Origin of the sequence: Pseudomonas sp. SIMBA_067, from assembly GCF_046534675.1 — a bacterium.
Taxonomy (GTDB): Bacteria; Pseudomonadota; Gammaproteobacteria; order Pseudomonadales; family Pseudomonadaceae; genus Aquipseudomonas; species Aquipseudomonas putida.
This window is the reverse complement of record NZ_JAWRYH010000001.1, coordinates 913,208-931,323: the sequence shown is the minus strand read 5'-3', so window position 1 is coordinate 931,323 and position 18,116 is coordinate 913,208. Positions and strand designations below refer to the sequence as shown.

Below are 18,116 nucleotides of genomic sequence, written 5' to 3'. Positions count from 1 at the left end.
GGCCTCCTATCGGTGCTTGAACTGCGCTGGGCGTTTTTCGACGAATGCAGCCAGCCCTTCGCTTTGGTCCTCTGTACCGAATGTCACGTAGGCCATGCGGCGCTCGTACAGCACACCTTCGCTGAGGCTGCTCTCAAAGGCCCGATTGACGCATTCTTTTGCCAGTGCCACCACCGGCTGCGAGAACCCAGCCATTTTTCCCGCCAATGCCAACGCTTCGGACTGAAGGTCAGCCAGTGGCACAATCCGGCTGACCAGTCCGCTACGCTCGGCTTCGTCGGCGAGCATCGGACGGCCGCTGAGGATCATCTCCATCGCCTTGTACTTGCCAATGGCGCGCGTCAAGCGTTGTGTTCCCCCTGCACCTGGGATGGTGGCCAGGGTGATTTCCGGCAACGCGAATCGGGCGTTATCCGCAGCGATGATGACATCGCACATCATCGCAAGCTCACAGCCGCCACCTAGCGCCAGGCCACTCACCGCAGCAATTACCGGTTTGCGGCAGCGCGCAGCACGCTCCCAGTTGGCGGTGATGAATTGGCGTTTGAACACGTCCATCATGTTCCATTCGCGCATCATCTTGATGTCTGCGCCTGCCGCAAACGCTTTTTCGCTGCCGATCAGTACGATGGCGCCAATGGCGTCGTCGGCCTCGAGGTCGTCGAGCGCGGCGGTCAGGTCATTCATCAGCTGATCGTTCAATGCGTTGTACGCTTCAGGCCGGTTCAGGCGTATCAGGCCGACCTTGTCCTGCTTATCCAGAATCAGGGTTTCGTAAGGCATCATTCCGCTCCTGTACAGACACGCATAAGGCGCCTGGGTTGTCTTACATGTTGGGGTAGTTGGGGCCGCCAGCGCCTTCAGGGGTGACCCAGGTGATGTTCTGAGCAGGGTCCTTGATGTCGCAGGTCTTGCAATGCACACAGTTTTGCGCGTTGATCTGGAAACGCTTGCCGCCATCGTCTTGTGTCACGACTTCATAAACGCCGGCGGGGCAGTAGCGCTGCGCCGGTTCGTCAAAACGGGGCAGGTTCCAGTTCAACGGTATGTCCGGGTCGGTAAGCCTCAGGTGGCAAGGCTGCTCTTCCTCGTGATTGGTATTGGACAGGAACACCGACGACAGCTTGTCGAAGCTGAGCTTTCCGTCGGGTTTTGGGTAGGCAATCCGGGTGCATTCGGCGGCGGGTTTCAGGCAGGCGTGATCTGGCTTGGTGTCGTGAAGGGTGAAGGGCAGCTTGCCGCTGAAGATGTTCTGATCGATGAAGTTGAACGCCCCGCCTACCAAGGCGCCGAACTTATGCAAGGCTGCGCCGAAATTACGGCTGCGGAATAACTCGTCGTACAGCCAGCTGGCTTTGAACCCCTCAACGTACCCGTCAAGCATATCGCCGCCTTCGCGGCCTGCGGCCAATGCGGCCGCTACTGCTTCGGCGGCGAGCATCCCGGATTTCATGGCGGTATGGCTACCCTTGATCTTGGCAAAGTTCAAGGTCCCCAGGTCGCATCCTATGAGCGCCCCGCCGGGGAAGATCATCCTGGGCAGCGAGTTCAGGCCACCTTTGCAGATAGCCCGAGCCCCGTAGGACACGCGTTTGCCGCCTTCCAGGTATTGCTTGACCACGGGGTGGTGCTTGTACCGTTGGAATTCGTCGAATGGCGACAGGTAGGTGTTGCTATAGGACAGGTCGATGATCAAACCCACCACCACCTGGTTATTCTCCAGGTGATAGAGGAACGAACCGCCAGGGTTGTCGTCATTGAGCGGCCAGCCAGCAGTGTGGACCACCAACCCAGGCTGGTGCAGGGACGGGTCGATATCCCAGATCTCCTTGATCCCGATACCGTAGTGCTGTGCATCAGCCTCACTATCCAGCTGATACTTACGGATAAGTTGTTTGCCTATATGGCCTCGGCAGCCCTCGGCAAACAAGGTGTACTTGGCCCTCAACTCCATCCCCGGGGTGTACAGGCCATCTTTGGGCTGGCCCTCCCGGTCAACGCCAAGATCCCCGGTGACAATGCCGCGTACGACACCATCGTCATCGATCAACGCCTGCTGGGCGGCAAAGCCAGGGTATATCTCAACGCCCAGGCGCTCTGCCTGTTGGCCGAGCCAGCGGCACAGGTTGGCAAGTGAAATGATGTAGTTGCCCTGGTTATGCATGGTCTTAGGCACAAACAACCCTGGGATCTGGGTGGCTGTCTCTGGGCCTTGCAACAGGTAGATGTCGTCTCGCGCCACCGGTGTATTCAGTGGCGCGCCGAGGGCTTGCCAGTTGGGGAACAATTCATTCAGTGCTCGAGGTTCGAACACTGCGCCAGAAAGAATATGCGCACCCACTTCAGAGCCTTTTTCAACTACGCACACGCTGATTTCCTGGCCTGCCTCGGCAGCAACCTGCTTTAGCCGACAGGCAGCGGACAGGCCGGATGGCCCGGCGCCGACGATCACCACGTCGAACTCCATATACTCACGATCGGACAACAGATTTCTCCTATGCCACGTCTTCGGTGGCGTCTGGTTTCACGGTTACGGCGTGGGAACGACGAGCAGGTAGTGAGACACGCTAGGGGTCGTCCCTGGCTGCAGGTAATGCGTCAATTGTTTTTCTTGTTCTTGATCGGCGAGCGTGCTCCTGCGGCGTTGCAGCAAGTGCTCGCCCCAGGAGGCTGTGACAAAGCGTTCGCTGAATCGCTGCGGATCAGCCAGGTCTCGAAAGAGCAGCCACTGCGTGGCCCCATCGCGTTTGCGAACGTGGCCCAATCGGGAAATCAGCTGACAGAAGTCCTGCTGATGCTCGATGGCCACGTGGTAGTCGACTTGCACCACCACTGGCCCGTCATTGACGTCTGGGCTGATAGCTACCCGGTGGTCAGCCCAGTGCGAGGACAGTGTGACCTCTGCCTCTCGCCCCATTCGCAAAGGGTAATGGCGGGTAACGGCCATGCCGAGGACGATCAAGCCGGCTGCCAGGGTCAAGGTCCACGACACGCCCAGTTGGTTGGCTACAGCGCCCCAGAGCATGCCGCCAATTGCCATGGACCCTTGGAAGGTGAGCATGAAGATGGCCAGCGCTCGGGCCCGTACCCAACCAGGCAGGGTTGTCTGGAAAGCCGCGCTGGTCGTCGAATTGAAGTTGATCCAGGCTGCACCCGCGAGTACCAGGGTAGCGCTGATCAATATCAAGTAGGGGGCCCAGGCGGCGATCAGCATGGCAAGCAGAAAAACCAACGTGGATAACGTCGAAAGGCGGTGAAAGTTGCTGATGCGCGGCCTTAGCTGGTTCAGGACGATACCGCCCACTACGGCACCGGCACCGAGGCTGCCAACCAGCAGGCCATAGCCGCCCACGTTGTCTGTGCCGGCAACCAAGGGAAGCAGTGCCCACAGGCTGCTCGCACAGCTGACGAAGAAAAGCGTGCGCAGGATGTGACCGTGCAGCGGGTGGGCATGCCGAACATAGCGCAGCCCTGTGCGCATGGCGGCGAGCAGGGGCTCTTTGGACGCGGGCGGGGTAGTGCCCGGTCGATAGGCAAAGACGAAGATCCCCAGAACGCTCACCAGCAGCACGATGTTCAAGGCAAATACCCATTCCAGGCTGGAATTGGCAATGATGATCCCGGCCAGGGCAGGGCCGACAGCGCGCGCAGCATTGTAGGCGATGGCATTCAGGTTGATCGCCGCGCCAAGAACCGTACGAGGCACTGCGTCGGAGGTGGTCGCCTGCCAGGCAGGGATGCTGACGGCGCTCCCGCTACCGAGGCTGAACGCCAGCAGCAAAAGCCCCCAAGGTGTCAGCTGGCCGCTGGTCAGCAGCAAGTAGAGCAGCAAAGTGGCCGCCAACATCCAGGCGTGGGTCCAGATCAGGATACGTCGCTTGTCGAGCAGGTCGGCGTAGACCCCTGCCGGCAGGCCAAAGAGAAATGCAGGCAGGGTAATCGCGGTCTGCACCAGTGCCACCATCAACGGAGACGGGTCGAACTGAACCATCAGCCAGGCTGCGGCCACATTCTGCATCCACAAGCAGATGTTGGCCGTGAGGGTTGCGCACCATACGGCGCGGAACAGCGGGTAGCTCAGCGGTGGCAGGTTGACTGCCGGTGAGGCTCCAGGAGTGCTCTGGCCGTCTGGCTGCATACAGGGTCCGTGGGGCCTAATGGCCCGGTTTGTTATTGTGAACGCTGTTTATGATTCTGAATGCGTTTGCGCGATACTGTCAACCTGGCTGTTTCTGTGAAGCCAGCAATGCACGCAGTACCGACACAAGCGCAAGCGGTTGATCCAACATCAGATGATGATGGCTGTTGGGAATACCGATAGCACCGCGACAATGACGCAGCCGGGCAGCGATCCTTCTTGCACGCCAATGTTCAACGACGATGCTCTCTTCGCCGTAGACGAAATCCACCGGGACATGGATGCTCTCCAGCAAAGCATCGCCATCGGTCTCGGCGAGGGTGAATGGCAGGGCAGGGTCGAGTCGCCAGTGCCAGCCCTGCGGGCTAGAGGCGATGGTGTGGAATGCGACATGCTCGAAGGTATCGGCAAGGGGCAATGGCTGTGCGGGGATCACTCGATAGCGTTCGCGGATCGTGCGGTAGTCGGGGTAATGCCGAGCGCTGCCGCTGCGCGCTGGGGGAAGAGGGAATGCTGACTTGGGCTCATCGAGGAAGCGAACCCGGCTGTCGATTATCACTGCCTGCTGAACCAGGTCTGGGCGATCGGCGCAGACGCGCAAGGTGCGCAGTCCGCCATAGCTATGGCCAACCACGGTGGCGGGACCTAATCCGTTCTCGAGAATGGCAATAAGGTCGTCGGTGAAAGCTTGTGCGCTGTAGCTGCTGCGTGGCCCGCTTTGGCCCATACCCGAGAAGTCCATTGCATAAACGCGGTACCGATCAATGAAGAAGGGGGCGATGAAATCCCACCAGTGGCTGTTTGCCCGATAGCCGTGGGCGAACAAGAGTACCGGCTTGCTGGAGTCGCCTGCGTTCCAGCTGCGGTAGTGCAGCCGGGTATCCGTGCATTGCACATAATGAGAGAGCGTGGGCGTATTCACGGCGCGCAACAACCAGGGCTGAGCCTCGATGTATCGAGGCGCCGGTAATTCCTCGGCAGCTTCCGGCGAACTGTCCAGGGCAGCAGCCAAGCTGGCGAGTTTGGCTTTCCAGATCTTGCCCGTGCTGCCTTGGGGCAGTTGCGCCAAGAAGACGATGCGGTTAGGGCGCTTATAGGGAGCAATCAGCTCGCGTAGCGCACAATCGATCTGTTGTGCATCAATTTCGTGGCCGGGGCGAACCTCGATGAAGGCAACGATTTCCTCATCACCATCGGCAAGCGCTCGCCCAACAACACCTGAGGCGACGATAGCCGGCAGGCTGTTGAGCGCGGCCTCGACCTCGGCGGGATAGACATTGAAACCTGAGCGAATGATCATTTCCTTTTGCCGGCCTACCACCGCCACGGCGCCATCCGGCAGCCGGCGGCCCAGATCGCCGGTTGCGACCCAGCCGCCTGGGCGCAAGGTGGCGGCGGTTGCGGCCGGGTTGCGGTAGTAGCCGAGCATCGTGGCGGGGGCACGCATCCAAAGTTCGCCGATGCCGCCCTCGGGCACGTCAAGGCCGTGGTTATCGACAAAGCGAAGCTCCACGCCTTCTTCAGCAAAGCCGACAGTGCCGGGCTCGCTTGTGCGATCGGCCCGGGTACGCGCTCCCGGTGCGCATTCCGTCATGCCGTAGCCGTTGACCAGCGGCAACCCGAACAATGCCTGTACACGCTGCTGCAGCGTGTGATCGAGTGGTGCGCCGCCACTGCTGATGTAGCGCAGACGATGCCCTGACACATCGAGCTTTTGCGTGGCGATGTAATCGAGCAAACGTACGTAAACCGTCGGTACGAATGACAAGTGCGAGATGTCACCTTGGGCAATGGCGTTGGCCAGCTGTGGCAGTTCGAGTCGCCCCATTAAGCGCAGGCTGGCACCGGCGACCATCACCGACATCAGGTTCGCCACGCCCATGATATGGGCGAGAGGTGCGACGCCGTTGTAACAGTCCGTCGGGCTGACCTGGCGCGAGCGGCTGAGAATGGAGCCTAGCGCCAATAGCCCCGCATGGCTGTGCATGACCGCCTTGGGCTGGCCGGTGGTGCCGGAGGTGAAGATGAGTAGACCCACCTGGGCATCCGGCATTTGCGGTTCGGCGCGAACTTGCGCATGGGTGGCGCCTACCGCGAGCGCCCCGGCCAACAAACCCTCGACTCGCGCCGCGCCTGCGCTTTGGGCATGTGCTGCGCAAGCCATGCTGTCCGCAGTGGCATACACGCACACGCGGGGTTCAACGAGTGCTTGCAATCCGGCCAGCTCTGCCTCTGGCAATCTTGCGTTGACCACCGCCGGCCACGCTTCCAGCGCTTGGCAGGCAAAAAGTGCGACCACAGCGCCGATATTGTTCTCCGCAACAATCAGGACCCGATCGCCGACAGTGACACCCCTCGCGCTTAGCAGCTCACTGACTTCATCGATGGCGCGGGCCAGCAAACCATAGTCAAGCGCCAGGCTGGCGTCACTCAGAGCAGGTGCATGGGGGGTGACGCGAGCCCAATGACGGACGACGTCGCAGGCCAGAGACAAGCCGGGAAGAGCCCCTGGAGCGATTTGTGACGAGCTTTCTTGAGGAGTCATGGCATTCACGTTGGCAAGGTTGGCAGGTAAAGTGTTGTTCAAATATAAGACCGATGTTCTACTATGTGAAGATATTTGATGCGTCGCAGCTTCGCACTGAGCTCAGCACCAAGGCGGATTTCAATCTGGGAGCAGGGCATGGCACGGCGATGCGTCAGCAGTGAAGGCCTCCATCAACCGTTAGTCTGAAGAGGATTGCCCCCCATGAGTGAAGCTCAACGCGACCCGGATGGTCGTATAAAGCTGGAGCAGCGAGGCCCCTTGTTGCTTATCGGCATCGATCGTCCTGAAAAGCGTAACGGGTTCACGCCAAAGATGTTTGCCGAGCTGGCGGCTGCCTATACCCGTCTGGAAGAAGATCCTGAGCTGCGCGTAGGCGTGCTGTATGCCGAAGGCGACCACTTTACGGCTGGCCTGGACATGCCGAAGTGCGCGCCACTGCGCAAGGAAGGTAAACCCTACATACCACCTGCCGAAGTCGACCCTTTCGGCCTGCGTGAACCGATTCGTACCAAGCCCATGGTCATGGCACTGCAGGGCATCAGCTTCACTGTTGCCATCGAGTTGATGCTGGCTGCGGATATTGTCATCGCTGCGCAGAATTGCCGCTTTTCGCAAATCGAAGTCAAACGCGGGATCATGGCCGGTTGCGGCGCCACGTTCAGGTTTGTGGAGCGTGCAGGTTGGGGTAATGCCATGAAACTGCTGCTCACCGGAGACGAGTTCGATGCCGCCGAAGCGCTGCGACTCAATTTTGTTCAAGAAGTCGTACCGGTAGGCGAGGAGTTGCAGCGCGCCATCGAGCTGGCGGAGCGCATTGCCGAGCAGGCGCCGCTGGCGGTACAAGCGACTTTGCAGAACGCTCGTACGGCGGTAAACCATGGCTGGCAAGCGGCTTATGCCTCGATTGCCAATACCCAGCGCAGGCTGTTCAATACCGAAGATGCCAAAGAAGGCGTGCAATCCTTTATCGAAAAGCGGCCTGCCCGTTTTGTTGGGCGATAACAAAAAAAAGAGAGGAAACGACGATGAGTAAGGGCCCGCTTAGCAATGTTCGTGTGCTCGACATGAGCCGCATCCTAGCCGGCCCCTGGGCCGCGCAGATGCTTGCCGACCTTGGGGCTGAGGTGATCAAGATCGAACGGCCTGGCAAAGGTGACGATTCACGCCAGTTCGGCCCGCCTTTCCTGCAGGATGCGCAGGGGCAGAACACGCGAGAGTCTTCGTTCTACATCAGCACCAACCGCAACAAGAAATCCATCACGTGTGACATTGCAAAACCCGAAGGCCAGGCGCTGATCCGCCAGTTGGTGGGCAAGTGCGACGTTCTGCTGGAAAACTACAAGGTGGGAGACCTCAAGCGCTATGGCTTGGACTACGCCTCGTTGCGGGAAGTGAACCCGCAGCTGATCTATTGCTCGCTGACCGGATTCGGCCAGACCGGCCCTTACGCTCCGCGACCCGGTTACGATTCGATCTTCCAGGCCATGGGCGGGTTGATGAGCATCACCGGCTTACCCGATGAAACCCCCGGCGGCGGCCCCATGAAAACCGGGCCGAGTCTGGCAGACATCCTGGCTGGCCAATACGCGGCCTATGCCATTCAAGCGGCGCTGTATGCGCGCGACGTCAATGGTGCCCCGGGGCAGCATATCGACATTGCCCTGCTCGATGCCTTGATCGCATCGACCTCCCACTACGCCAGCCAATACCTGGTGTCGGGCGACGTTCCCGTAAGGCGGGGCACCGAGGGCAATGGCGGCATGCCTTCGCGTATGTTCCGCTGTGCCGATGGCGACATCATGATTGTTGCCGGCAACAACGAACAGTACGCCCGTTTTTGTGAGGTGCTCGGCCATCCGGAGCTGACGCTGGATGCGCGGTTCGCCGAGATCCCCCTGCGCGTGGTCAACCGTCGTGCCCTGGGCGAGGTGTTCGAACCATTGGTGGCCACGTGGACAGTGCTTGACTTACTGCGCGCCCTGGATGAAGCAGGCGTGCCGGCGGGCCCTATCAACAACCTGGAACAAGTCTTCGCCGACCCGCATGTGCAGGAACGTGGCATGTGCGTGGAAAGTCCGCACGCCTCTTCAGCGAATGGCAAGGTCAGGATGGTCGCCAACCCGGTCAAGTTCTCGGCTACCCCCATCGTTGACTACAAGGCACCGCCAACCCAGGGTGAGCACACCGACAGCATCCTGGGCGAATGGCTGGGCCTGGATGAGACCGAAATAAAAGCGCTGCGTGAGAAGCGTGTGATCTAGCGCAGAAGGGCGCCACCGCTGTTCCGTCGTTGCCTGTACCCCACCCGGCCCGCCATGCGTAGCCGGGTTTTCTTTTGCTGGGAATCGGCATGAATGCAGGGCAAAAAAACGCCGCCGGCATAAAGCGGGCGGCAAAAGGGTACCAAGCCAAGGTGCGCCGATAACCCCGCAGTCACCCTGGCGATGCGCACCAGGGGCTGACAGCAGTCATCGTGCGAGCATTCGGATGATCACTTCACGTATTTTCGGAACTCAGGCTTGCGTTTCTCGCGGAAGGCATTACCGCCTTCCTTGGACTCTTCGGTGTCGTAGTACATGGCCAGGGCTTGCATGGCGAATGCGCCAATGCCACGAATGTTCTCGTTATCCATATTGAAGGAGCGCTTGGCCAACGCGATGGCGGTCGGGCTCATCTGCAGGATGTCGTCACACCATTTTCTGACTTCGGCATCCAGCTGGTCTGCCGGCACAACCGCATTGACCAGGCCCCAGTCCAGCGCTTGCTGCGCGGTGTAGCGTTTGCACAGGTACCAGATTTCGCGCGCACGCTTGTCACCGGCAAGGCGGGCGAGCAGGGCGGTGCCGAAGCCTGGGTCGACCGAGCCAACCTTCGGCCCCACCTGCCCAAGCTGCGCTGTATCGGCGGCAATCGCCAGGTCGCAGAGGGTCACCAGCACGTTACCGCCGCCAATGGCGTAACCGTTGACACGCGCGATGACCGGCTTGGGGATGTCACGGATAATGCTTTGCAGCTCCTCGATCGGCAGGCCTACCACCCCGCGCCCCTTGTGCCTACCGCCGGATTGATCGCTGCCGGTGCAAAAGGCCTTGTCACCCGCGCCGGTGAGCACCACTACGCCGATGTCCTTGTTGTAGCCGGCTTGGCTGAACGCCTGAATCAGTTCCTCACAGGTGTTGGCGGTGAAGGCGTTGTAGACCTGGGGACGGTTGATGGTGATGGTGGCGATGCCGTTGTCTTCGGTGTACAGGATATCTTGGAATTCCATGCTTCACTCCTTAAAAAATTCAGGCTCAGCCGACCATCGTCAAGCCGCCAGATACGCTGATCACCTGGCCGGTGATGAACGCAGCATCGTCACTGGCCAGGAACAGCACCGTCCCGGCGATGTCGTCTGGTTGCCCCATGCGACCAAACGGCACTGCCTTGACCAGCCCGGCCTTGATCCGCTCGCCCTTTTCGCCCTGGGCGAGGTTGTCCAGCAATGCTGTTGCGGTAGGCCCTGGGCACACGACGTTGACCGGTATCTGCTGGCGGGCCATTTCCCGCGCCATGGTTTTGCTGAAGGCAATCAGGCCGCCCTTGCAGAAGGAATACACAGCCTCCATCGAGGAGCCAACGCGGCCGGCGTCGGAAGAGATATTCACCACACGGCCATGCCCGCGCTCGCTCATCCGGCGCAATACTGCATGGTGCATGTTGAGCGGGCCGTACAGGTTGATGGCGACAACCTTGTCCCAAAACGGCTTTTCGGTCTGAAGGAAGAACGCACCTGTGTCCCAGCCAGCGTTGTTGACCAGCACGTCGATGGGGCCCAGTTCTTCTTCCACGCGCGCTACTGCCGCGTGGACTACTTCATGGTCGGTGATATCGACGCTGTAGTCGCGGGCGCGACCACCGGCTGCTTCTATTTCGCCAACCAAGGCGCTTGCAGCCTGGGTGTTCAGGTCGAACACGGCCACAACCGCGCCGGCTTCGCTGAAGCGTTTGCAAATGGCGCTACCAATGCCACCCGCGCCCCCGGTCACTACTACGACTTTATCTTTCAGTCCTTTCATCACGAGTACCTTTGAGTCTTTTATCAGGGACGCGGCTGAGCCGCGGTTTCAGGATTCATGCCCTCAGCGCTTGCGTGCAGGGCAGGTGCCGGCGCCGTCGCTGCAGCCGGTGCACGACCAGCGCAAAGGGCACTGATCTGCTCATGGCTGTAGCCCAGCTCGCCGAGGATTTCACTGCTGTGTTCGCCCAGATTCGGGGGCAAATAGCGCACGTTGCCAGGGGAGGCGGAGAACTCCACGGGGATCGAGGTCATGACCAGTTCCCCCTCGGTCGGATGCTGGACTTTCTTGAAGAATTCGGTCTCCTTCAGATACTCGTCATTCATCATGTCGTGCAGTTCGCGGACCTGACCATGGGGTACGTCGGCCTCATCGAACAAGGTTTCCCAGTGCCCGGAGGTCTGCGTGGCGATCACTTCCCCAAGGATGCTGTACAACTCATTGATATGGCGCATGCGCTCGGTCATGCGGCAGAAGCGAGGATCTTCCAGCAGCTCAGGCCGGCCGATTGCGGTCAACACACGTCGCCACTGCTCGTCATTGACCGCCAGCAGGCAGATGTAGCCGTCGCGCGTCGCGTATGGCCGGCGATTGGCCGAGAACATTCGGGTGTAGCCCAGGCCGTCGGACTTGCCCAGCGCGCCCTCCCAGAGGTGTTCGAACAAGTTGAACTGCAGCATGGTCTCCATCATCGGGACGCGCACTTCCTGTCCCTGGCCGGTGCGCTCGCGGTGCAGCAAGGCCATGCTGATGGAGGAGGCCAGTACGTAACCGCAGAATTTATCGACGATGACCGTTGGGAAATAGCGCGGGCGGCCGTCGCTATCGCGGTTGATCGCCGCCAGACCGCTCTCGCCCTGGATAACGTCATCGAACGCCGGCATGTTGGCGTACGGACCGTCGCTACGGTAGCCAGGCGCGAAGGCGTAGATGATCTTGGGGTTGCGGGCGCTCAGTTTTTCATAGCAGATGCCCAGCCGCTTGGCTGCGCTCGGCCGCATGCTATGCACGACGACATCGGCTGTTTCAACCAGTTTGAGCAAAGCCTCCATGCACGCCGGCTGCTTGAGGTCGAGCACCACGCTGCGTTTGTTGCGGTTCATGATGAGGTAGAACACCGACATACCGGGATTTCGACCCGGGCCGTTCTGTCGGTTTTGATCGCCGGTTGGCGGTTCCACCTTGATCACGTCCGCCCCCATGTCGCCCAGAATCTGAGTGGCGACGGGGCCAAGGACGTTGATCGTGAGGTCGATCACACGCAGCCCCGACAGCGGGCCGGTGGGTTGTGCCAATGCCCGTTGGGTCATGATCAGTCAGCCCTGTAGTCCTTGCCTTTAACGAGGCGCAGGGGGGTGTACTCCTGCACCAGCGTGCCATCTTGCTTGTAGATGCGGTTGCGGGTACGCACCAGGCCCAGCCCAGGCCGGCCCTTGCTTTCGCGGCACTCGATGACCTCACACTCGACATGAATGGTGTCACCGACGAATACCGGGCCCTTGATGTCCAGTTCCATATTGAGGAACGCAAAACCCACCCCTTGCATGGTCGCTTGGGTAAGCAAGCCTTCTGCAAACGTGAACACCAGGGCCCCAGGGGCAACGCGGCCCTTGATGGCGGACTGTTCCTTGAGGAATTCGACATTGGTGAAAAGCACTTCGAGCATGCCGGTCACGGAGACGAAGTTGACAACATCCGCCTCCGTGACGGTGCGGCCCACGGTTTTGAAGCGGCGCCCGACCGGGAGGTCTTCCCAGTGAATGCCAAGGCCCACGGTTTCGATCTGTTCCATTCTTGTTGTTCCCTAAGGTTGGTTATTTGGAACTGCAACTGATTGCGACTTAACGGGGTTTGGCGTCGTTGCGGGCAACACGTCCGAGCACGCTGTCGGCAATGATGTTTCGCTGAATCTGGTTGGTGCCCTCGATGATCTGCACCACCTTGGCGTCGCGGAAGTAGCGGTTGATCGGGTATTCATTGGAAATGCCTGCGGCCCCGAACAGCTGCACGGCGTCAGTGGCGACTTTCATCGCCACGTCCGAGGCGAACATCTTCGACATGGCCGCCATGGGTGCGAGTGTGCGGCCGGTAACGCCGGCATCGACCATGGACGCGGTGCGATAGACCAGCTGGCGGGCAGCTTCGGTCTGGGTGACCATGTCTGCGATCATCCAGCGTATGCCTTGGAAGTCGCTGACTTTCTGTTTGAAGGTGACGCGGTTCTGGATGTAGTCCACCGAATGATCGATGGCGCCCTGAGCCAACCCCACCGCCCTGGCGGCCACCAGTGGACGGCTGGTATTGAGCGCCTCCATGGCGATCTTGAAACCTTCGCCTCCCTCGGGGCCGAGGCGGTTGGCGACCGGCACGAAGGCGTCATCGAAGAACAGCGGGCAGGCTGCTACCCCCCTGGCTCCCATCTTGTCTTCTGGCGCACCAATCGTAAGGCCGGGCGTATCGCGATCAACGATGAACAGGTTGATGCCCAAGCCCGTGCCATCCTCGGCGACAGTCTTGGCAGCGACCAGGATGAAGTCGGCGATGTTGGAGTTGGTACACCAGATTTTCGAGCCGTTCAGCACATAGCCGCCTTCGGTACGGCGTGCAGAGGTCTTGATGCCGGAGACATCCGAGCCGCTTTGCGGTTCGGTGATCGACAGGGCACCGCGCAGGTCGCCGCTGGCAAGACCTGGCAATAAGCGTTGCTTCTGTTCCTCGGTTCCGCCAGCGAGGATTGCCCCGAACGGCGTCCATTGCACAACGAGCAGGTAGCCGGTGTTGTAGCAGACACGCCCCAGTTCCTCGACGGCTATGCAGGCCGACAGCAAGCTGTTGGTGCCACCGTATTCAGTCGGAAACGGCAGGGCGAACAGCCCCAACTCTTTGAGAAGCGCGAACATGTCATGGGGGTATTGCGCCGTGCGATCGATCTCGTCTGCGCGTGGCGCAACTTTTTCCCGAGCGACCCGACGAATCAAGTCCTGGATCTCACGCTGCTCATCGGTCAATTCGTAGTTCACGGTTCTGTTGGCTCCCATCGAGGACTGCTCACCCACTGCGTTCAATGTCGTTCGGGGTGGAGTGTTATTCTGAACGCTGTTCGTAAAAGTAAACGACGTATGTTGAGGGTGTCAAGGCGCACTGAGCGGGTAAACCGTCATCGCGGGTTCTGATTTTGTACTTGAGCCAAGCCAAGCGGGTGTTCAGGCGTGTCGCGGAGTTACTGGGCTGCAGAGACAAGGGGTGGGAAAGCGCAGAAAATAATGGAAACGCCGTTTGGCATAGTGCATAAGAGGAGGGGAAACGGTATCGAGCAGCTTGACGGATCAAGATGTCAGCGTTTAGCATTCGGAACATCGTTCATAAAAACTAATTCTGCAGCTCAACGGAGGGCTTATGCAAAGCCTGTTGCCAGAATCGGATTACCAACAGTTCCTCACTGAGGGGCGTTTCATGCTGCAGCGCAGTCGCCAGAACGGTGGTTACTGCTTCTACCCCCGCGTAGCTCAACCCGGTACCGGCAATACCGACCTGGAGTGGGTACAGGCCAGTGGCCGCGGTGTGGTGTATTCCTCCACCGTGGTCCGTCAGCGCCCCCCGACCCCTAACTACAACGTCGCCTTGATCGACCTGGAGGAGGGCGTGCGCATGATGTCCCGGGTTGAGGGTGTGGCGCCCGAAGACGTGCAGATAGGCATGAGCGTGCGGGCAAAGATCGTTCAGCTCGACGATGGCGCGCCGTTGCTGGTGTTCGAGCCAGCCTGACCTGACGCACGGCAAAACCATTCGCAACCTGCAGCAATAACAACAAAGGCAGGAAACTATGAAACAAAGTCTTCGTGGACAAACAGCCATCGTGGCGGGAGCCACATACGGGATGGGCGAGGCGCCAGGGCTGTCGTCCATGGACCTGGCCGCTGCTGCCAGCGTACGTGCCCTGGCGCAGGTGGGGCTGACACCTGCTGATGTGGATGGGCTGTTCGTCAGTGTGCCTGACGACATGCTCTCTGGGCTTACCTTTTCTGAGTACCTGGGCATTCACCCCCGGTTCACCGACAACAACCGCACCGGTGGTTCGGCATTCCAGATCTACGCCCATACTGCCGCGATGGCCTTGGCCTCGGGGCAGATTGATGTCGCACTGATTGCCTACGGTAGCAACCAGAAAAGCGCCTCGGGCAAACTGGTGCAGTCTTCACGCCCGTCGCCCTGGGAAACCCCCTACCGGCCGATGAACCCTGTGTCTTCCTACGCGCTGGCGGCCGCACGGCACATGCATCAGTACGGCACCACCCGTGAACAGCTTGCCGAGGTTGCCGTTGCGGCGCGCAAGTGGGCGCAACTCAACCCCGATGCGTACATGCGCGATGAGCTGAGCATCAGCGACGTGCTGGGTGCGCGCATGGTTTCTGACCCCCTGACCGTACGCGATTGCTGCCTGGTGACCGACGGTGCTGCAGCGGTGGTCATGGTTCGGGCCGACCGTGCCCGTGATCTGGCCAAACGCCCTGCTTATGTACTGGGCGCCGGTTCTGCTACCACGCACCGTGAGATTGCGTCGATGGCAGACCTGACGGTTACCGCTGCGCGGGAATCTGGCCAGCGTGCCTATGAGATGGCCGGTGTCAGCCCCTCGGATATCGATGTGGTGATGCTCTATGACGCCTTCACCATCAATCCGATTCTGTTTCTCGAAGACCTTGGGTTCTGCCCGAAAGGCGAGGGCGGGCGCTTTGTATCGGGCGGCGCGATCGCACCCGGTGGCCGGCTCGCAGTGAATACCAACGGGGGCGGCCTGTCGTGTGTCCACCCAGGCATGTACGGCCTGTTCACCATGGTTGAAGCCACCCAGCAGCTGATGGGGCAATGCGGCGCGCGGCAAGTGGCCGACGCCAAGCTGGCGATCGCCCACGGCAATGGCGGTGTGCTGTCGAGCCAGGCAACGTTGATCCTGGGTACGGAGGAGACGCTGTGAGCGAGGTCCAGGCAAATACCGACGATATTGTCCAGGTCGAGTACGACGAAGGCGTCGCCATCGTTACCTTGAACTACCCCCAGCGGCGCAACGCCTTCTCGCTGAAAATGCGCGAAACACTGTATGAGCGCCTCTATGGCCTCATGTACCACGACGCTAAATGCCGGGCCATTGTGCTGACCGGCGCCAACGGGGTGTTCTGCGCGGGTGGCGACATCTCCGAAATGAAAGACCGCACGGTGATGGAGTACCGCGAACGCAACCTGCTGCCGCTGAACATCTTCCGCCTGCTGGTTGAAGGGCCTAAAGCGGTGATCGCTGCTGTCGAGGGGTTTGCCATGGGCGCAGGCGTTTCGCTCGCCGCAGCCAGTGACTACGTGGTCTCTGCGCCCGATACCCGCTATGCCTGCGCATTCGTCAAGGTTGGGCTGATGCCCGATACCGGGCTTTTCTGGTCGCTCGCTCAGCGCGTGGGCGCTGGGAAAGCGCGTGAACTGATGCTCACCGCCGATGAATTCAATGGCGAGCAAGCCTTGCATAGCGGCTTTGCCAACCAGCTCGCGCCCGCTGGCGAAACTCGCCAAGCCGCATTGGAGGTGGCTCGCCAGTATGCGCGGATGCCACCCCTGGCTGTCGCACACCTCAAGGCTGCGCTGGCCAACGGCATCGGCTCGCTGGATCAAGCGATCGAGACCGAAGTGAACCTGCAGCCAATCATGCGCCGCAGCCAGGACCATCAGGAGGCAGCAAAAGCCTTCATGGAAAAACGCCCTGCCGTGTTCGTTGGCAACTGAGGAGAGCACGATGTCCGAACATACCGACGAACGCATTCAGGTTACCCGCGATGGCGAAGTGGCCATCATCACCCTCAACAATGCTGAGCGCCGTAATGCGATGGGGCGCCAGATGCGCCTGGCGTTGCGCGACACCGTGCATCGGCTCATGGTCGCCGACCCTGAGTCCCGGGCTGTGGTGCTGACAGGCGCTGGCGGGCAATTCAGTGCCGGCGCTGACATTTCCGAGATGACCAAGCGCACCGTACTGCAGAGCCGAGAGATCCTTGCAGAGTCCTGCGAAGTGGTGCGCGACCTGCTCGGTGGCCCCAAGCCTGTTGTGGTGGCAGTGGAAGGCGTGGCATTCGGTGCCGGCCTGTCGCTGGCCGTGGCGAGCGATTACCTGGTAGCGGCATCGAACGCACGGTTCTGCGCCGCCTTCCTGCGTATAGGGCTGATTCCTGACACCGGTGTGTTGTGGACCCTTCAAAACAGGGTGGGGCCCGCCAAGGCGCGCGAGCTGCTGTCGTTGGCGCGAGAAATTGACGGTGTCGAAGCCGGGCGCATTGGCTTGGCCAATCAAGTGGTCGAGCCAGGCCAGGCGCTGAGCGTAGCCATCGAGTACGCCAAGTCTTTGGCCAAATTACCCCCGCTGGGCGTGGCCTTGACGAAGACCGCGTTGACGTTTTCAGCAGACGAGATGGACGCTGCGTTACGCGCCGAAATCGACTATCAGCCGTTGTTGCGTCAGTCGCGCGATCACCTGGAGGCGGCTAATGCCTTCCTCGAAAAGCGCGCCCCTGTATTTACCGGCCAATAAGGAACCTGTGATGACTCAACACAGCGAAATCGTCCAGGTCGAGCATCGGGGCGGGGTGGCAATTGTCACCATGAACTACCCGGAGCGTCGCAACGCCTTCTCACTGAAGATGCGTTTGGCACTGCTGGAGACGTTTCACCGGCTTCATCATCAGGACGACACTTGCCGCGCCATCGTGCTGACCGGTGCAGGTGAACACTTCTGTGCCGGAGGTGACCTTTCGGAGATGACCACCGCTCCGTCTTCGTTGCTGGACATGCGTGAGCGCATCAGCATCGGGGTCCGGCTATTCCGTCTGATTTTCACCGGCGACAAGCCTGTGGTGGCAGCTGTTGAAGGCAACTGCATGGGGGCTGGACTGTCGCTCGCCGCGGCCTGCGACCTGGCCGTCGGGAGTGAGTCGGCCAAGCTGGCTTGCTCTTTCGTCAAGGTGGGTTTGTTGCCCGACACGGGGCTGTTGTGGACCCTGCCGCAGAAAGTCGGTGCCGGCAAGGCCCGCCAGTTGATGCTCAGCGCCGAACCGTTCGACGGCGTCAAAGCTGGCGAACTGGGGCTGTTCAATCAGGTGGTGGCGCCGGGGCAGGCCCTGGAGGCAGCGGTGCAGCGTGCCCAGAAGCTGGCTCAACTGCCACCTGTGACATTGGCGTTGCTCAAAGCTTCGCTGGTGCGTGGTGGTGACAGCGTGGAGGCCGCCTGGCGCCGTGAGGTCGACCTCAACCCGCTGACGCGCCAGACCCAGGATCACCAGGAAGCCGTTGCGGCCTTCATGGAAAAACGTCAACCGACTTTCAGCGGGAATTGAAG

At 60.5% G+C, this 18,116-nt stretch carries 16 protein-coding genes; 7 read left to right on the top strand and 9 right to left on the bottom strand.

The window, feature by feature from the left end:
• Positions 1–6: 6 nt before the first annotated feature.
• From SB765_RS04290 to SB765_RS04275, 4 genes are all read right to left on the bottom strand, one after another.
• Positions 7–783 carry an enoyl-CoA hydratase gene (locus SB765_RS04290; RefSeq protein ID WP_341798484.1) on the bottom strand — a complete coding sequence of 259 codons (777 nt, stop codon included), beginning with the start codon at positions 781–783 and terminating at the stop codon, positions 7–9.
• A gap of 43 nt (positions 784–826) precedes the next feature.
• Entirely contained in the window at positions 827–2,467 is a 1,641-nt protein-coding gene (locus SB765_RS04285) for an electron transfer flavoprotein-ubiquinone oxidoreductase (protein ID WP_410910417.1), read from the bottom strand.
• A 63-nt stretch (positions 2,468–2,530) separates the two neighbouring features.
• The gene (locus SB765_RS04280; protein ID WP_410910234.1) at positions 2,531–4,138 is read right to left on the bottom strand and encodes an MFS transporter; all 1,608 of its coding nucleotides are present in this window, start codon (positions 4,136–4,138) and stop codon (positions 2,531–2,533) included.
• A gap of 79 nt (positions 4,139–4,217) precedes the next feature.
• Complete coding sequence (locus SB765_RS04275; protein ID WP_410930976.1) at positions 4,218–6,683, bottom strand: alpha/beta fold hydrolase; 2,466 nt, start codon at positions 6,681–6,683, stop codon at positions 4,218–4,220.
• Positions 6,684–6,887: 204 nt separating this feature from the next.
• Here SB765_RS04275 and SB765_RS04270 point away from each other — a divergent pair, with 204 nt between their 5' ends.
• Positions 6,888–7,688 (top strand): crotonase/enoyl-CoA hydratase family protein, encoded by an 801-nt coding sequence (locus SB765_RS04270; protein ID WP_341798487.1) that lies wholly within the window; start codon positions 6,888–6,890, stop codon positions 7,686–7,688.
• A gap of 23 nt (positions 7,689–7,711) precedes the next feature.
• A complete protein-coding gene (locus tag SB765_RS04265; RefSeq protein ID WP_341798488.1) occupies positions 7,712–8,947 on the top strand; it encodes a CaiB/BaiF CoA transferase family protein in 1,236 nt (411 codons plus the stop codon).
• Positions 8,948–9,177: 230 nt separating this feature from the next.
• Here the strand turns inward: SB765_RS04265 and SB765_RS04260 are convergent, their stop codons facing one another.
• Genes SB765_RS04260 through SB765_RS04240 form a run of 5 tightly spaced genes read right to left on the bottom strand, consistent with a single transcriptional unit; the run spans position 9,178 to position 13,764 of the window.
• Positions 9,178–9,954 carry an enoyl-CoA hydratase-related protein gene (locus SB765_RS04260; RefSeq protein WP_341798489.1) on the bottom strand — a complete coding sequence of 259 codons (777 nt, stop codon included), beginning with the start codon at positions 9,952–9,954 and terminating at the stop codon, positions 9,178–9,180.
• A gap of 25 nt (positions 9,955–9,979) precedes the next feature.
• Entirely contained in the window at positions 9,980–10,744 is a 765-nt protein-coding gene (locus tag SB765_RS04255) for a glucose 1-dehydrogenase (RefSeq protein ID WP_410910236.1), read from the bottom strand.
• Between the two features lie 23 nt (positions 10,745–10,767).
• The gene (locus SB765_RS04250; RefSeq protein WP_410910237.1) at positions 10,768–12,054 is read right to left on the bottom strand and encodes a CaiB/BaiF CoA transferase family protein; all 1,287 of its coding nucleotides are present in this window, start codon (positions 12,052–12,054) and stop codon (positions 10,768–10,770) included.
• A gap of 2 nt (positions 12,055–12,056) precedes the next feature.
• Positions 12,057–12,536: a MaoC family dehydratase gene (locus tag SB765_RS04245; RefSeq protein WP_341798492.1), complete on the bottom strand. Its 480-nt coding sequence runs from the start codon at positions 12,534–12,536 to the stop codon at positions 12,057–12,059.
• A gap of 49 nt (positions 12,537–12,585) precedes the next feature.
• On the bottom strand, positions 12,586–13,764 hold the full coding sequence (locus SB765_RS04240) for an acyl-CoA dehydrogenase family protein (protein WP_341798493.1): 1,179 nt from the start codon (positions 13,762–13,764) through the stop codon (positions 12,586–12,588).
• 376 nt (positions 13,765–14,140) lie between these two features.
• On the opposite strand from SB765_RS04240, the gene SB765_RS04235 reads away from it, so the two are divergent.
• The 5 genes from SB765_RS04235 to SB765_RS04215 are packed head-to-tail and all read left to right on the top strand — an operon-like array spanning position 14,141 to position 18,114.
• Positions 14,141–14,509 (top strand): Zn-ribbon domain-containing OB-fold protein, encoded by a 369-nt coding sequence (locus SB765_RS04235; RefSeq protein ID WP_341798494.1) that lies wholly within the window; start codon positions 14,141–14,143, stop codon positions 14,507–14,509.
• 58 nt (positions 14,510–14,567) lie between these two features.
• Positions 14,568–15,719 (top strand): thiolase, encoded by a 1,152-nt coding sequence (locus tag SB765_RS04230; RefSeq protein WP_341798495.1) that lies wholly within the window; start codon positions 14,568–14,570, stop codon positions 15,717–15,719.
• The gene (locus SB765_RS04225; RefSeq protein ID WP_410930975.1) at positions 15,716–16,513 is read left to right on the top strand and encodes an enoyl-CoA hydratase/isomerase family protein; all 798 of its coding nucleotides are present in this window, start codon (positions 15,716–15,718) and stop codon (positions 16,511–16,513) included. The genes SB765_RS04230 and SB765_RS04225 overlap by 4 nt, the downstream gene beginning before the upstream one ends.
• 10 nt (positions 16,514–16,523) lie before the next feature.
• A complete protein-coding gene (locus tag SB765_RS04220; RefSeq protein WP_341798497.1) occupies positions 16,524–17,312 on the top strand; it encodes an enoyl-CoA hydratase/isomerase family protein in 789 nt (262 codons plus the stop codon).
• A 10-nt stretch (positions 17,313–17,322) separates the two neighbouring features.
• On the top strand, positions 17,323–18,114 hold the full coding sequence (locus tag SB765_RS04215) for an enoyl-CoA hydratase/isomerase family protein (protein ID WP_410930974.1): 792 nt from the start codon (positions 17,323–17,325) through the stop codon (positions 18,112–18,114).
• The last annotated feature ends 2 nt before the right edge of the window (positions 18,115–18,116 follow it).

What these genes read in the sequence shown, in the direction of transcription:
- SB765_RS04290 (WP_341798484.1), bottom strand. Translation starts at nt 783, where the DNA reads ATGCCTTACGAAACCCTGATTCTGGATAAGCAGGACAAGGTCGGCCTG.
- SB765_RS04285 (WP_410910417.1), bottom strand. Translation starts at nt 2,467, where the DNA reads ATGGAGTTCGACGTGGTGATCGTCGGCGCCGGGCCATCCGGCCTGTCC.
- SB765_RS04280 (WP_410910234.1), bottom strand. Translation starts at nt 4,138, where the DNA reads ATGCAGCCAGACGGCCAGAGCACTCCTGGAGCCTCACCGGCAGTCAAC.
- SB765_RS04275 (WP_410930976.1), bottom strand. Translation starts at nt 6,683, where the DNA reads ATGACTCCTCAAGAAAGCTCGTCACAAATCGCTCCAGGGGCTCTTCCC.
- SB765_RS04270 (WP_341798487.1), top strand. Translation starts at nt 6,888, where the DNA reads ATGAGTGAAGCTCAACGCGACCCGGATGGTCGTATAAAGCTGGAGCAG.
- SB765_RS04265 (WP_341798488.1), top strand. Translation starts at nt 7,712, where the DNA reads ATGAGTAAGGGCCCGCTTAGCAATGTTCGTGTGCTCGACATGAGCCGC.
- SB765_RS04260 (WP_341798489.1), bottom strand. Translation starts at nt 9,954, where the DNA reads ATGGAATTCCAAGATATCCTGTACACCGAAGACAACGGCATCGCCACC.
- SB765_RS04255 (WP_410910236.1), bottom strand. Translation starts at nt 10,744, where the DNA reads ATGAAAGGACTGAAAGATAAAGTCGTAGTAGTGACCGGGGGCGCGGGT.
- SB765_RS04250 (WP_410910237.1), bottom strand. Translation starts at nt 12,054, where the DNA reads ATGACCCAACGGGCATTGGCACAACCCACCGGCCCGCTGTCGGGGCTG.
- SB765_RS04245 (WP_341798492.1), bottom strand. Translation starts at nt 12,536, where the DNA reads ATGGAACAGATCGAAACCGTGGGCCTTGGCATTCACTGGGAAGACCTC.
- SB765_RS04235 (WP_341798494.1), top strand. Translation starts at nt 14,141, where the DNA reads ATGCAAAGCCTGTTGCCAGAATCGGATTACCAACAGTTCCTCACTGAG.
- SB765_RS04230 (WP_341798495.1), top strand. Translation starts at nt 14,568, where the DNA reads ATGAAACAAAGTCTTCGTGGACAAACAGCCATCGTGGCGGGAGCCACA.
- SB765_RS04220 (WP_341798497.1), top strand. Translation starts at nt 16,524, where the DNA reads ATGTCCGAACATACCGACGAACGCATTCAGGTTACCCGCGATGGCGAA.
- SB765_RS04215 (WP_410930974.1), top strand. Translation starts at nt 17,323, where the DNA reads ATGACTCAACACAGCGAAATCGTCCAGGTCGAGCATCGGGGCGGGGTG.